Here is a 14,480-nt window from a genome sequence, read left to right as displayed (position 1 = left end):
CCTCGCGCCACAGGCAACCCTGCGACAGATGGAGCCGTTCCGGTTATACTGGCGACAATTCACAACTTTAGGATGGGAGAGATTCCTCGGTGACACGTCTGCGGCTGCTCGCAAGCACGTTTCTTGTCGGTGCGGCGCTCTCCGGTTGCCTGGCAGCACCTTCGCAGGGGGAATCCCAACGTGCGAACGGGATCGCCAAGACGAACCTGAACTCGACCGCGGGCGCGAATTCGATGGCTACGCAACCGGTTCCTCCGGCGACAAACGCTGGGGGCGACGCAGGGACCCCACCGTCGACGCAACCCGCTGAATCAACACCCAGACCGTCGAATGGGACGGGTGACGGGCCGAGCGGTGGGGGCGCCAATCTGGCGGCGGGTTGGAAGACGTCCGCCTCGCCAGTGGACATCGTGGGTAAGACGAATGAGGCGTATCGCCTCGTCAGCGTCAGCAAAGCCGCCGGTTGTGACGGATTCGTGGTTCGTGGACAACTACGGGCGTTTCAAGCGGTGGGGCAGGTCGAGGTGGTGGATGAACACGGCCACCCGATTTCTCTTCAGAACCAGGTGGCTCCGGGCAGGATGATCATCCATGCGTCGGCAGGTGCCCCTGCCTGGGGGGACTTCGCCGTCCCGGTGTGCTACCCGGCGTCCTTGCGCGGGACGGTTGCGACGCTCGAATTTTACGTCACCAGTCCGAAGGATGGGTCAAGGCAAGACGCCATATCGCTCAAAGTACGGTTGGAATACACGCGAATGAACCAGGCGGGCGCGGTCTGTCCCGGTGGGATGCACCGATGTGCATAAAGGGCCCGACGGAGATGGTTCCGTTTGCGGCCAGACGCGGAACGATCTCTTCGGGCTCTTTCCGTGACTCGTGAGGCAATTGGCAGCAGGGGACAGTAATGGCAGGCATCTGCGGAATTCGACCCGGTTCCACCCACTACCAGTATTTCGATGAGCTGCGGCGGTGCCGTGCAATCGTTAATGTTGTCCTTCGGTGTAGATTTGCCATGTGACCCCGAACTTGTCTGTCAAAACGGCGTATGCAGGACTGAAAAACGTCTCTTGAAGAGGCATGCTCACCGAGCCTCCTTGCTGCAACGCTTCGAAGAACCGTTGTGACTGTTCTTTGTCATTGGTCGAAAGACAGATGGTGACCTGGTTCCCCGACTGGAACGGTTGACCGGGAAACGTGTCGGACAGCATCACAGCGCTCTCACCGACTTGGATGGTCGCATGCGAGATGCGGTTTTTTGCCTCCGCTGGCAAAGGGAATTCCGGGTTTTCCGGCATTTCACCGAACGTCTGCCTGAAGAGGACTTTCGCGTCCAGCGCCCTTTCATAAAATGCAATTGCTTCACTGGCATTGCCGTTCATGACCAAATAGGGCGTCAATGTGACTGCCACCGTTCACCCGCTCCTTTGTTTCTTTCGTGGTTTCCGTTCCGTATGGTACGGCCCGTCGCCTGCATTCTAGACGAATGAGCGTGGGATTGCAATTTGTAAACATGTGTTTACATAGAGGTACCCCTGGCGGTATGATGCGTGCAGAAACCGTCAAAGGGGGACTCTAAGGTGACCGAATTTCGGAAAAAGTTGTTTCGGGGCGCAAAGGTGGAAGACCTGATTCACGATCTGGATGACCTGTCCCAGAGTTGCGAACGGACGGCTGCCCAATCGGACGATCCGCTGAAACGGCGATTCTATGAGGGGATGTCCGTGGCCTACTATCTGGTGTCGCAGAAGCTGAAGGGGAGGTTCGAATACATGGAAGAAGAGGTCGTGGAACACCTGTACACAGGCGTGCAGCGGGCAGAGGAGCTGCAGGCTTCCGCGGAGGGATCGCGACGGATGCCGGGAGGATCGCGACGTGTGTGCTCCTTCTGTGGACGCGACGCCAAGGAGGTGGGGCCGTTGGCACCGGGACCTGGTGTGGCCATCTGCGGCTCGTGTGCGGAGTTTGCGAAAGAGGTCATTGAGCACGGGAAAGATGCACGGGTCTGAAAGCAATGGTACGACACATGACCAGTCTCCCATCCGCGATCGTGTTGCGGTCCTTTGCGGGCGCGATCCGAAGAAAGCCGCTGGATGACGCTCCACGAGTGGGCTGATGCTGTCGAGCGAGCGGAGGAACACGGCCCGTCGCAGCAAGGTTAGGTCGGCCTCGCGGGTGCTAGGCTAGAAATACGTGTTCGTTGTGCCATCGTAAATAATCCCGTCCCGGTCGCTCCTCCGGCCGCTCGGGGAGCATGGCCAGAGGTTTGCCGTGCAATGCGTAATAATCCCGGCCATTACCGTAGTCGTCTTTGAGTCGGCGACTCACCTCAATCCGATAGTGTTCGTCGATGGTCAGGTAACCTCGGTCGAAAAGCACGTGAAGATCTTTTCTCAAGAGTAAACCGTTGCTCACCAGATGAGGGCCATCTTGCGCATATGGTTTGATGTGGGCCGCGTCCAATACGGGCAGTGTCTTCTCACCTGTGATCGCACAGCGTCGTTGGTACGCCTCAGTAACCAACACTCGGAAGCTGCCCTGTCCAATTCTTGGGCGAGCAAGATATTCGCTGCCGTAGCGTGACTCCGATTGTTCGTGTACGTACTCTGAGCGGGGAAGTCGTTCTATTACCGATTCGTAGAGTCGGCGACCCAAGAGTTGCTCGGTGTCATACGTCTTTCCTTGAACGATGTTCGGTTTCCAGTCTTCCGGAGCCGGGATCCATTGGTGTTGCGGGAAGAAGAATGGAGACGCCAGAATGATACACCCAATGACGGGATCCGGATCACGGAACCGGTCCGTCTTTCGGTACTTGTGGATGGCGTGTATAAAATCTTCAAAATCGGGAGTTCCATTCTTCTGACCGAAGGCTTCCCACGCCAAGGAGACGGGCAAAAAGGAGTGCCGCACGAAGAACCCGCCTCCAACGATGTAGTCCAAAGGAGAGTGAAGCTTGAACAGGAACAGGCCATTCCTTTCGATGGCACGAAAGGTTCGCCTGCCTGTGGGTTGCCAAAAGTTTACCTCGTCGGGCTGAAGGCGGCAAAGATAGTTGTACCAGTTGTTGTCGGTCAAGCCTACAAAGATCTTCATAGCCACACCTGAAACGAGTGTAGTACTATTCGCACTCTTTTTCTATTGTATACCACCTTGAGCAGTGCGGGCGCGAGGTTAAGTGACCTTTATTATTGTCACCTCCATGTCGAAGGATTGGCGGGGTCCGTTGATCAGGCACACGCCGCTGTCCGGGTTGACTGTAGTGTTCAGTCACCCTCACAGCGAGCGAGTGAGGGTATCGATCGCGCATACAGCTTGTTAGCAGCGACAGAAGGAATTTCCTCCACTCCCATCGAAGTGTCTGTGATGGCGAAACTGGTCGATTCATACGCGTTGTGTGGAGGTCTGCCCTGCCCATGCCCCGAACCCCGTCGTCGCTGCTCAAGTGGCTCTTCATATCGATCGCCATTCCCCTGGTGCTCTACGGCGTCCTGCAAACCTCACCCTTCCGAGCGTGGATGCGGCCGGCGCCGGGGTTTCATTTTTATGTCGTGTCCGCGGCCTTCATCGCCGCCGTCGTGGCATCTTCCATCATCGGGTGGGCAGGCGTTCGTGCACGCGATGTGAACGTGATGATGGTGTTTGTGGCCCTCCAGTCCTTGGCCAACTCGTTTCTAATCCATGGTCTCTCCACGCCCGGGTTCATCATCTCCAGAGTAAACAAAGTCCCCATCGTCGCCTCACAGTTGGGGCTGACGGTCTGCGCCGTTTGGATGTGTCTGTCAAGTCTTCCTTCGGATCACCCGTTGATCCGGCGCCTCACCAAACGCAGGCGGGTATTTGTCGCGATCGCGCTCGGTGTCATGGCAGCGGTGCATGTGGTCCTGCTCGTCGATCCTTCCCTCGCCGATTTCATCCCATTGGACAGCGTTCTTACGCATCGTATCGTTGCAATGGTCACCATTGCCCTTTACGTGTGGGCGATGATCAGGTACTTTCGCCAGTTCAAGATGGCCCGTTTCCCGGTTCACGCGGCGGTCATCGTCGGTGACGCCCTGTTGGCGATCACGGAGTTCGTCATGGTGACGACCATGATGTGGACGCTGGCTTGGTGGTTGTATCACCTGGTCTTGATCGCGGCGATGGTCACCATGTTGTACGGGATCGTGGTTCAATACAAATCGAACACCACGGTCAAGGGCACATTCCAGGAGATTCTTCACACACAGACGTTGGACCTTCTCCGCGTCGGCATCTCCGAAAGTGTGTACAACCTCATCCTTGCGACAGAGCGCAAAGATCCGTATACCGCCGGGCACAACGTCCGGGTCGCGCTGTTCGCGTTGCAATTGGCGAGGACCATGGGGGTCCCCAGGGAAGGGCTGCGGGCGCTCCTGCGCGGGGGCGTTATGCACGACGTCGGCAAACTCGAGGTCCCTGACGCCATCCTGAACAAGCCTGGCCCGTTGACCCGGGAGGAGCGCGCCGTCATTGAACAACACCCCGTCACCGGCTACGACATGTGCCGGTACATCGGCTTCATGACGGAGGAACTGGCCGTGATCCGCCATCACCACGAACGATGGGACGGCACCGGGTACCCGGATGGCCTGCGTGGGACGGACATCCCCCTGTTGGCCAGGATTTTGGCGGTGGCCGACGTATACGACGCCTTGACGTCGACGCGCGCCTACCGCGCTCCGTGGCCGCACGAACGCGCCCTACAGGTGATTGCCGATGGAGCGGGTTCGCAGTTCGATCCCGCTTGCGTAGAAGCGTGGATCCAGCTCTGCCGCACGGGAGATATGACGTACGTACGGGAAGTATCGGCTGCCATGAGCACCAACGGTATATGAAGCCAGGATCGGACTGGATCCCATCCCTCCGCCCGCTCCCTCGTCCTTACCGCCCATCCATTCAGCCTCACAACGCCATCTGCCGCCGTTTGAACGCGAGCACGCCGAACGCGAACAGCAGTGCCGAAGCGACGACGAGTGCGGGGCAGACGACGGCCAGGTGGGCTTGGCCGTGGGTGATGCGCTGCGGATCAAAGGCGGTGAACAAGGACAGGTACTTCAGCCACGACACGTGGTCATCCAGCGCGCTGACTGTCTTCGTCGCGAAAAATACCACGGTGAGGGCGGCGGAGGAGCCCGCGGTGGTGCGCTCGTCCGGGCACACGCACGAGAGCGCGAAACCATAGCCTCCCACGGTGAGGAACAACAGGGCGGCGACGACATTCATCTCCACGAACCGCCGCACGTCGAAGGGGGCGTTGGGCGCGAGCCAGTGCACGCCGAGGATGCCGGCGACCGTCGTCAGGGCCGCGACGAGGACGATGCCCGAGACGAGGACGGCGGCCTGGGTGAGAGTGACCTGAACCCTGGACACAGGCGTGGACAGGAGGCAGGACATCCAACCGCGATCGATCGGATGCGCCATGAGCCGGGTGGAGGTGGTCACCACGTAGATGGACAGGATGACGATGTACACCAGTGTGTAAAATTCGCCTGCAAGATAGTCGTTCATCTGCAACACGCCCGCCTGGTAACCGATCATCTGGAGCAACCCCTGCGGCAGGTCCTTGAGCAGATTGTTCAGTGTAGACGATTTGGCCAGAAAGGGATACGCCCAGATGAACAGCCACAGGTACGCGGCGGTCCCCAGAGCGAAGCTGAGCAGTGTCTGGGCGTGCATCTTGATGGAGGTTCGATACAAGGTGGCGCTCATGGACGCACCTCCGTTCGGGTATCCGCGTAATAGTGCATGAAGACCTCTTCCAAATCCAGTTCCCGGGTGGACAGGCTGGCGACGTCGCATTGGGCAAGCGTTCGCAGAAAGGCGTTATAGTCGCCGCGCACCTCCACGTCGACCTCGTCGCCGCGGGCCTGCACGACACGAAAGCCCGCGCGTTCCAAATGGCTTCGATCCCGCGGGTCGTTGAATACCACGGTGAACACCCGTCGCTGTGCCGCGCGCAGGTCCTGCACGTCTTCCAGGGCCATCAGGCGTCCGTCTTTGAGGATGCCGACGCGATCGCAGACGCGCTCCACCTCAGGAAACTGATGGGAGGACATGAGGATGGTGGCGCCCCGCTGCCGCTCTTCCTCCAGCAGTTCTAGGAAGCGCTGCTGCATCAGCGGATCGAGGCCGGAGGTCGGTTCGTCCAGGATCAGGACCTCGGGCTCGTGCATGAAGGCGGCGACGATGGCGAGCTTTTGCTTCATGCCTTTGGACATCTTGCGGATGGGGGTACGGGCGTTGAACTCGAACCGACGGATCAGTTCGTCCCGGCGCGCCGTGTCGCGAAGGTGACGCATACCCGCCACCAGTTCCAGAAACTCGAGGCCGTTCAGGCCCTCCGGAAAGCTGATCTCGCCCGGGAGGTAACCGGTCCGAGCCTGGATGCGCGGGGCCTCTCTCCAGCAGTCCAGCCCGGCGATGGTGGCGCGGCCGGCATCCGGCTTGAGAAACCCCATGAGGACGCGCAGGGTGGTGGACTTTCCGGCCCCGTTGGGGCCGAGGTACCCGAGGATCTCGCCCCGCCGGACCTCCAGGGTCAGGTCTGCGATCCCGCGGCCGTTCGCGAAACGCTTGCTCACCTGATACAGGTGAATCATGGTCCTTCCTCCTTGTACACACCGCGCCGGATGATGTCCAAATAGAGATCGAGATCGGCGTGAACGAGCTCGAACGCCGACTCGAAGTCCTCGTCGACGACCTCTGGCAGGCGGGCGACGTATTGATCCACCATCCCTTGTGTGATCCAGTTGACGAGCGCAAACACATGCTTCCACGTCAGTCCGTCGCGCAGGCCGTCGTTGGGAAGCCATGCCGCGACCTGGGCGAGGTACTGTTCCGACGCCCGCGCGATTCTTCCCATCGCCTTTGCGTACACCGGATGGGCGGGCTCTTTGGCAATCCGCATTAACAATTGGTAGGTCAGCGGGCGCTCCTTGCTGAAGCGGAGCTTGCGGAGCGTGACGTCCTTCATCCACTCGAACGGGCTGTCGTACGAGAGCACGTCCCGCGTGGGGAAGGCGTCGGTGTACGTTTGGAGCGCGCGATCGACCACATACATGAACAGCGATTCCTTGTCCTCGAAGTACTTGAACAGCACCCCTTTGGAGATACGGGCGTCCTCGACGATCCGGTTGGTCGACGCCCCGTTATACCCGTGCTGGGCAAACTCACGCAAACTGGCGCGCAGAATTTCCTCTTGTTTTTCCGCAGGAAGATTCAAGAATTGCCGGGACGGCAAGCGGACACCCCTTTCCAAACCGTGTCGTCATGGTTGTGACCATGTGGTCACGATCGCATTGTAGGGCGGGGCGGAGACTGGCGTCAAGAGGGAGAAAGCTCACCATCGCCCGCAGCGGATAAGGGGACGGGGGTGTTTCATCTCCACGCATTCACCGACTGCAACAATTTTTAACGTTGACGACAATGGCCGTGGACAGTACAATCTGAACCAATAACATAGAACATATCAATTTGATCGGAATAATGGGGTGTGATCGTGGCGAACTTGGCCTTGGAGCCGATGGAGATTGAGGTGTTGGCCGCCCAGTGGCAGCATCGAAGTCCCGAGGACATCCTGCGCACCGCGCTGGAACGGATACCTCGTATTGCCCTCGCGTGCAGCTTCGGCGCGGAGGACATGGTGCTGCTCGACATGCTGATGAAGTTGAATCCGCAAGCCGAGGTGTTCTATTTAGACACCGACCTGTTGTTCCCCGAGACCTATGCTCTGGTCGAACAGGCCAAGGCTCGCTACGGAATCCAGAATCTCCGAAAGATTCGCCCTTCATTGACGGTGGCTGAGCAGTCGGACCAGTACGGCGACGCCCTGTGGGCGCGGGATCCGAATCTTTGCTGCAACTTGCGAAAGGTAAAACCGCTGACCACAGTGTTGGCGGGGTTGGATGGATGGATCACGGGGATTCGGCGGGACCAGGCACCGACCCGCGCCAACACTCAGGTGTTCGAGGTGGATCAGAAGTTTGGCCTCATCAAGGTCAATCCACTGGCATTCTGGACTTGGGACCAGGTTTGGGCGTACATCCATCAACACGATGTTCCTTACAATGCCCTGCACGACCAGGGATATCCGAGCATCGGCTGTGTCCACTGCACGCGCCCCGTGCGCCCAGGCGAGGATCTGCGGGCAGGGCGCTGGTCCGGGTTCGACAAGGCCGAGTGCGGCCTGCACCGGTGAGCCGACAGCCGAGAACAGGAGCGAGGGATCCGGCCGATGGATTGGAAGGTGGCCCTGGGCGGATGGGTCGTCGGTCTGCTGATCGGGTTGACCGGCATGGGCGGCGGCTCGGTGATGACTCCCATGATGATTTTCCTCTTTCACATGCACCCCGCCTTGGCCGTGGGGACCGACCTGGTGTACTCGTGCATCACGAAGCTGGCCGGCACCATCCAACACGTCCGCCAGAAGACGGTGGATTTCAGGATACTCGGCTGGATGTCCCTCGGATCCATTCCCGGTGCGCTGATGGGATCGCTCGTGGTTCGGTACCTGGAGCATCAGGTTGCGATAGACGCCGCGGACCGCGTGATCGGACAGATGCTCGGCGGGATGTACATCCTGATTGTGCTGGCGATGGCCTGGCGCTGGTGGCGCAAGCGCCGCGGCACTGCGCCCATCGCCCCCGGGCGGGTGCCGCGTGTGGCGCTCTCTGTCCTCGGCCTCGCCGCTGGGTTTCTGGTGGGCCTGACCTCGGTGGGATCGGGGGCGCTGTTCGTCTCGGTTCTGGCGATGATCTCGTCCCTGTCGGCCTCGCGGCTGGTTGGCACCGACATCGCCGCCGGTGTGCTCGTGACCGGTGTGGCGGGGCTCGCCCATCTGGCCTTTGGCAACGTCGATCTGCGGATGGTCGTCAGCCTGCTTGTAGGATCCGTGCCCGGCATCCTCATGGGCAGCCGGCTCATCGTCCGTGTGCCGGAGCCAGTGGTGCGCGTCGGATTGATGACGCTGCTGTCTTGGTCGAGCTACAACCTACTGAAGTGACGCGTCCAGCGTCCGTATCGACGATGCGGACAGAACCGTGACATGACACAAGGAGGCGCTGACGATGACGGATACGATCCCCGCCCACGGCGGTGCCCTGGTGAACCGCATGCTCACCGGTGAGGCGCGCCGGGAGGCGCTGGAAGAGAGCCGGGAGTTGCGGCGGATCCCGCTGACGGACTGGTCTCTCTCAGACCTGGAACTCATCGGCATCGGGGCGTTCTCGCCATTGACAGGCTTCATGCGCCGAGAGGACTACGACGCCGTGCTCGAATCCATGCACCTGTCCAACGGCCTGGTGTGGCCGATTCCGATCACGCTGCCGGTCGACCCGGCCTTGGCCCGGCGGCTGCGCCCCGGTGAGCGGGTGGCCCTGGTCGGCCAGGAGGACGACGTCGTCTACGGCATCCTCGAGGTCACCCAGATCTATCCGTACGAGAAGCGCCGGGAGGCGGAACTTGTGTACCGCACGACCGACGAGGCGCATCCGGGGGTCCGCAAGCTGTATCAACGGCCGGAGATGTACGCGGCTGGCCCGGTGTGGGTGCTGAACCGCCGGCAGCCGGAGGCGTTCTCTGCGTTCTGTCTCGATCCGCGGGAGACACGGCAGGCATTCCAACAGCGCGGTTGGCGCACCGTCGTCGGCTTCCAGACGAGAAATCCGGTGCACCGCGCCCATGAGTACATCCAGAAGTGCGCCCTCGAGGTGGTCGACGGCTTGTTTCTCCACCCGCTGGTCGGGGAGACCAAGGCGGATGACATCCCGGCCGACGTGCGGATGCGAAGCTACCAGGTCTTATTGGACGGCTATTATCCGAAGGACCGCGTGCTGCTGGCGGTATACCCGGCCGCCATGCGGTACGCCGGGCCGCGGGAGGCCGTCATGCACGCCCTGGTGCGCAAGAACTACGGGTGCACGCACTTCATCGTGGGGCGCGATCACGCCGGTGTCGGCCATTATTACGGCACCTACGACGCGCAGAAGATCTTCTCGCACTTCCGGCCAGAGGAGATCGGCATCACGCCAATGTTCTTCGAGAACAGCTTCTACTGCGAGATGTGCGACGGCATGGCGTCGGAGAAGACCTGTCCGCACGACCAGGCGTATCGGTACATTCTGTCGGGAACGAAGGTGCGCGAGATCTTGCGGCGCGGCGAGCGGCCTTCGCCCAAGTTCACGCGGCCCGAGGTGGCCGACGTGCTGATCGCAGGCTTGACGGAAGGAGTGGGTGTGCGTGGCGACTGAACGGCGCGATGAGTCGAAGGTCGAGGTCATCAAGCGGGAGAGCCGCTTTTTGCGCGGTACACTGAAAGAGGCGCTTGTGGACGGCGAGGCCAAGTTTTCCGAGGAGAACGTACAGGTCCTCAAGTTCCACGGCGTGTATCAACAAGATGATCGCGATCTGCGTGCGCAGCTCAAAAAGGAAGGCAAGGACCGCCACTGGACCATGATGGTACGCGCCCGGATTCCCGGCGGGGTGTTGACGCCGGACCAGTACCTGGCGTTCGACCGGATCGCGAGCACCTTGACCGAGTACGGTTCGATACGAATTACCACCCGGCAGACCATCCAGCTGCACGGGGTCGTCAAGGACCGGCTCAAGGAGACCATCCGCGAGATCAACGAGGTGTTGATCACTACGCTCGGCGGGTGCGGCGACCAGGTGCGCAACATCATCTGCTGCCCGGCGCCGGGACACGAACCGTTTCGCGCGGAGATGCGTGAGGATGTGCTGGCCCTGGTGGACCGCCTGGGGGCCAAGACCCACGCCTACCATGAGATTTGGCTGGATGGCGAGCCAGTCGAGGTGGGGCCCGGCGAGACGGAAGAGCCCCTTTACGGCGACGTGTACCTGCCCCGTAAATTCAAGGTCGCCCTCGCACCGGAAGGGGACAACTGCATCGACGTGTACGATAACGACGTCGGCCTCGTCGCCCACGTGGAGGACGGGCATGTGGTGGGTTACACGGTGCTCGCCGGCGGCGGCATGGGGCGGACTGCCTCGGATCCGAACACGTTTCCGCGCCTCGCGAGCCCGCTAGCCTATGTGCCGCGGGAGGAGGTCGTAGACGTCGTCACCGCCATCGTGACGGTTCAGCGCGACTTCGGGGATCGGTCCAACCGCCGGTTCGCCCGGTTGAAGTACACCATCGATCGGCACGGTCTTGACTGGTTCCGCGGCGAGGTGGAGCAGCGCTTCGGCCGCACCCTGGCACCGCCGCGGGAGCTGGTCTGGAACAGCGGGGACGATCACTTTGGCTGGCACCGCGAAGGCGACGGCATGAGCTACTTGGGCCTGTTCATCCCGCAGGGTCGCATCACGGATACGGAGACCGTGCGGTTGAAGTCCGGGTTGCGGCAAGTGGTGCAGAGGTTTCGGCCGACGGTCCGGCTGACGACCCAGCAGAACGTGATCCTCAGCGGCATCCCGGACGACCAGAAGGCGGCGGTGGAGCAGTGCCTGCGCGAGGCAGGCATACCGCTGCCGGGCGCGTGGTCCCTGGCGCGCACGCGCGCCATGGCGTGCGTGGCGCTGCCGACGTGCGGACTGGCGGTGGCGGAATCCGAGCGGGTGCTGCCGGACGTCATTGTGCAATTCGAGCGGCTGTTCGAGGAGCTCGGGATTGCCGATGCGGGCATCACCCTGCGCATGACCGGCTGCCCGAATGGGTGCGCGCGCCCGTACAACGCGAACATCGCGTTCGTCGGGCGGACGCTCGGCAAGTACGACGTGTTTCTCGGCGGCAGTGAAGTGGGTACGGCGCTGAACGAGAGGTTCCAGGAAGTGGTCCCCCTGGCCAATCTGGTGGACGCCGTGCGACCCGTGCTCGAGGCGTACGCGAAAGAGCGCAAACCGGGAGAGCCGTTCGGCGATTTCTGCCGGCGCGTCGGCCTCGATCGCTTCCGCAGCGCGGCACCGGGGGCGTCGTGACCATGGCACGGCGCAGGGGATGGCACGCGACCACCGGCACCGTGTTTCTCGTCGGCGCCGGGCCAGGGGACGCCGGTCTCCTCACCCTACGCGGCCGGCGCGCGCTGGCCGAGGCGGACGCCATCGTGATGGATCACCTGGCGCCTTCGCGGCTGTTGCGCTACGCCCGTCCGGATGCAGAGGTGTACGACGTCGGCAAGGAGGCCGGGCATCACCGGGTGTCCCAGCGCGAGATTGAGGCGCTGTTGATCCGCCTGGCAAAAGCGGGCAAGACGGTCGTCCGTCTGAAGGGGGGCGATCCGTTCGTGTTCGGCCGCGGCGCCGAAGAGGCGCTGGCGCTGGAGGCGGCGGGCATCCCGTGGCAGGTGGTTCCGGGGGTCACCTCGGCGCTCGCCGTGCCCGCCTTTGCGGGCATTCCAGTGACGGTGCGTGGCGTGGCGGCCGGGTTCACCGTGGTGACGGGGCACGAGTGTCAGAGTTCCAGCGGGATCGACTGGGCGGGACTCGCCCAATGGGCCGGCACGCTCATCATCCTGATGGGGATGGGGGCGCTGCAATCCATCGTGGATCGGCTGATCGCCGCGGGCCAATCGCCCGACACGCCGGCCGCCGTCATCCGCTGGGGGACCCGCGCCGCCCAGCGCACCGTGCGGGCAACGTTGATTGACCTTCCGGCGGCGGTGCGGACGGCGGGGCTGCGGAATCCCGCCGTCATCGTCATCGGCGAGGCCGCTGCACAGCAGCCGTCCCTTGCCTGGTTCGAACGTCAGCCCCTGTTCGGCCGGCGGGTGATCGTCATCGGGGAGTCCTCTTCCATCACGCTGGAGGGCGCGGAGTCCCTCGAGGCGCTCGGGGCGGAGGCGGTCGACCTCCCCCTGGCGTCGGCCGCGGTGGTCCATCGCGACGCGGCGGCGGAGTGGGCCGCCAGCGCGATGGGGTCAACAGGGGCGGAGCGCGAAGGGGACCATGGCCGCGTCGTCTGGTGGTTTCGGACGGCCATCGGCGTCGAGACGGTGTGGCAGGCGCTCCGTTCCACGGGGGCCGACGCGCGTGCACTCGCTCGGGTGTACCTGGTCACGGAAGGGTGGGAGGCGGCCGAAGCGCTGGCGGGCATCGGGCTGAGCCCGGACGTGACACTGGAACAGGGCGCGGACGGGGAAGGGGTCCTGCCGGCGGAAGCCGGGGCCGTGTGGCTGGAGGCGGTGGATGGCCTGCCGAATCCGGTGGCGTCGGTGAGGCGTTATCAGCTGGCAGCGGATCTGCCGGCCCCTCGGAGCCTTCGGCTGTGGCAGACGGATGTCGCCGCGATTCGGCTGCGCCTGCAGCGGATGCTGGCGGACGTGGAGCATGCGAGCGGTGGAGCGTTCGGTACCACCAGTACATCCGGCGCGTCCGGGGGATCCTGCGGGATCGATCTCGTGTGGGCCCTCTCACCGGTCTCCGCAGCGGTGTGGCGCGCGGTGTGCCGCACGTGGCTCGGAGACGTGGCGGCGGTACCGGTGTGCGTGGGCGGCCAGGAGGCCGTTCTGTGGCGGCTGGCGGACGGCGGAGGCGCGGACATCCAAGGCGCCATCGGCGCGTGGGAGGCGGGACGATGAAGGCGCGGGTCGACCGGCGTAGGGCAGGATCCCAGGCATTGCTGTTCGTCGGTCACGGCACGCGCAGTGAGGCGGGCACCGAAATGTTTCTGCGGACCGTGCACCAGGCGGCGGCGAAGCTGCCCAGGGCGGTGGTGCGGTCGGCGGTGGTGGAGATCGCGTATTTGGAACTGCGCGATCCCGAGGTTCCAGCCGCTCTCGCGGCTCTGTACGCACGGGGCGTCCGGCACATCGCGCTGATCCCGGTGCTCTTGTTCGCGGGGGGTCACTGGAAGACCGACCTCCCGGCCCAAGTGGAGGCGTTCGTCCGCACGCATCCGGATGCTGAGGTCTGTCTCGGGCCGGTGTTGGGGGAGGATCACCGGCTTGTGGCGTTGGCGGCCCAGCGGTGTCGCGCGGCGGGATGGATGGCACCCGGGGACGCCCTGCTGGTGGTGGGGCGGGGGAACCGGGACGAGGAGGCCCACGAGGCGTTCCTGCGGATGGCGGCAGACATTGGGCAGATGTGCGGCGCCGAGCGGTTCGCCGCAGGCGTGCTGGCCGGGCGCGGTGCGGCGGTGGAGACGGCCGCGAGTCGGTTGGCGGCGGAGCGGCCGAAGCGGGTGGTGGTCTTGCCGTATCTGCTGTTTGACGGCTACCTGACGCAGACACTGCCCGAGCGCCTTCGAGCAGCATGGCACGCAGGATCGGATGGCGCGTTCGAGACCGGTGGCGTCGAGCCGCTGGCCCACACGAGCACCGGTGGGGCGGGGGGACCTGTCCAAGGGAGCCCGCCGTGGGTCGTGGCACCGCCGCTCGGACCGGATCCGGTGGTTTCGCAGGTACTGGCCGAACGGGCGGTCATGGCGTGGGAAGCTTTGCAGCCGCTTTGACGCGGCGTGGAGTGCGCTTGATAGCGCCTGCTAAGTGTGAGAATATTATAAATGTAGCCCA

General features: G+C 63.0%; 14 protein-coding genes. 9 read left to right on the top strand and 5 right to left on the bottom strand.

The window, feature by feature from the left end; genetic code table 11:
- Positions 1-89 precede the first annotated feature (89 nt).
- Positions 90-806, top strand: coding sequence for a Gmad2 immunoglobulin-like domain-containing protein (locus tag N687_RS21945; protein ID WP_029420701.1), 717 nt, complete (start codon positions 90-92; stop codon positions 804-806).
- A 177-nt stretch (positions 807-983) separates the two neighbouring features.
- Here N687_RS21945 and N687_RS0104380 read toward each other — a convergent pair whose 3' ends face one another.
- Positions 984-1,409, bottom strand: a complete 426-nt coding sequence (locus tag N687_RS0104380) for a VOC family protein (protein ID WP_029420700.1) — start codon at positions 1,407-1,409, stop codon at positions 984-986.
- A 168-nt stretch (positions 1,410-1,577) separates the two neighbouring features.
- Between N687_RS0104380 and N687_RS0104375 the strand changes: the two genes are divergently transcribed.
- On the top strand, positions 1,578-2,006 hold the full coding sequence (locus N687_RS0104375; protein ID WP_029420699.1) for a ClpX C4-type zinc finger protein: 429 nt from the start codon (positions 1,578-1,580) through the stop codon (positions 2,004-2,006).
- A gap of 169 nt (positions 2,007-2,175) precedes the next feature.
- Here the strand turns inward: N687_RS0104375 and N687_RS0104370 are convergent, their stop codons facing one another.
- A complete protein-coding gene (locus tag N687_RS0104370) occupies positions 2,176-3,090 on the bottom strand; it encodes an HNH endonuclease (protein ID WP_029420698.1) in 915 nt (304 codons plus the stop codon).
- Between the two features lie 320 nt (positions 3,091-3,410).
- Between N687_RS0104370 and N687_RS20660 the strand changes: the two genes are divergently transcribed.
- On the top strand, positions 3,411-4,850 hold the full coding sequence (locus tag N687_RS20660; RefSeq protein WP_051662938.1) for an HD-GYP domain-containing protein: 1,440 nt from the start codon (positions 3,411-3,413) through the stop codon (positions 4,848-4,850).
- 67 nt (positions 4,851-4,917) lie between these two features.
- Here N687_RS20660 and N687_RS0104360 read toward each other — a convergent pair whose 3' ends face one another.
- Genes N687_RS0104360 through N687_RS21940 form a run of 3 tightly spaced genes read right to left on the bottom strand, consistent with a single transcriptional unit; the run spans position 4,918 to position 7,255 of the window.
- Positions 4,918-5,724: an ABC transporter permease subunit gene (locus tag N687_RS0104360; RefSeq protein WP_029420696.1), complete on the bottom strand. Its 807-nt coding sequence runs from the start codon at positions 5,722-5,724 to the stop codon at positions 4,918-4,920.
- Positions 5,721-6,614, bottom strand: a complete 894-nt coding sequence (locus N687_RS0104355) for an ABC transporter ATP-binding protein (RefSeq protein WP_029420695.1) — start codon at positions 6,612-6,614, stop codon at positions 5,721-5,723. Before N687_RS0104355 ends, N687_RS0104360 begins: the two co-directional genes overlap by 4 nt.
- Positions 6,611-7,255 carry a TetR/AcrR family transcriptional regulator gene (locus N687_RS21940; RefSeq protein WP_051662937.1) on the bottom strand — a complete coding sequence of 215 codons (645 nt, stop codon included), beginning with the start codon at positions 7,253-7,255 and terminating at the stop codon, positions 6,611-6,613. Before N687_RS21940 ends, N687_RS0104355 begins: the two co-directional genes overlap by 4 nt.
- A gap of 282 nt (positions 7,256-7,537) precedes the next feature.
- On the opposite strand from N687_RS21940, the gene N687_RS0104345 reads away from it, so the two are divergent.
- From N687_RS0104345 to N687_RS0104320, 6 genes are all read left to right on the top strand, one after another.
- Entirely contained in the window at positions 7,538-8,212 is a 675-nt protein-coding gene (locus N687_RS0104345) for a phosphoadenylyl-sulfate reductase (protein ID WP_029420693.1), read from the top strand.
- A 36-nt stretch (positions 8,213-8,248) separates the two neighbouring features.
- Positions 8,249-9,016, top strand: coding sequence for a sulfite exporter TauE/SafE family protein (locus N687_RS0104340; RefSeq protein ID WP_029420692.1), 768 nt, complete (start codon positions 8,249-8,251; stop codon positions 9,014-9,016).
- A gap of 64 nt (positions 9,017-9,080) precedes the next feature.
- Positions 9,081-10,262: a sulfate adenylyltransferase gene (sat, locus tag N687_RS0104335; RefSeq protein ID WP_029420691.1), complete on the top strand. Its 1,182-nt coding sequence runs from the start codon at positions 9,081-9,083 to the stop codon at positions 10,260-10,262.
- A complete protein-coding gene (locus N687_RS0104330) occupies positions 10,252-11,949 on the top strand; it encodes an NADPH-dependent assimilatory sulfite reductase hemoprotein subunit (RefSeq protein WP_029420690.1) in 1,698 nt (565 codons plus the stop codon). The genes sat and N687_RS0104330 overlap by 11 nt, the downstream gene beginning before the upstream one ends.
- A gap of 2 nt (positions 11,950-11,951) precedes the next feature.
- Positions 11,952-13,547, top strand: a complete 1,596-nt coding sequence (gene cobA, locus N687_RS0104325; RefSeq protein WP_051662936.1) for a uroporphyrinogen-III C-methyltransferase — start codon at positions 11,952-11,954, stop codon at positions 13,545-13,547.
- Positions 13,544-14,419: a sirohydrochlorin chelatase gene (locus tag N687_RS0104320; RefSeq protein WP_035462052.1), complete on the top strand. Its 876-nt coding sequence runs from the start codon at positions 13,544-13,546 to the stop codon at positions 14,417-14,419. Before cobA ends, N687_RS0104320 begins: the two co-directional genes overlap by 4 nt.
- Positions 14,420-14,480 lie beyond the last annotated feature (61 nt).

The sequence above is a fragment of the Alicyclobacillus macrosporangiidus CPP55 genome (genome assembly GCF_000702485.1).
Lineage (GTDB): Bacteria > Bacillota > Bacilli > Alicyclobacillales > Alicyclobacillaceae > Alicyclobacillus_H > Alicyclobacillus_H macrosporangiidus_B.
The sequence above is the reverse complement of the archived record's forward strand: the minus strand, read 5'-3'. Positions and strand labels throughout refer to the sequence as shown.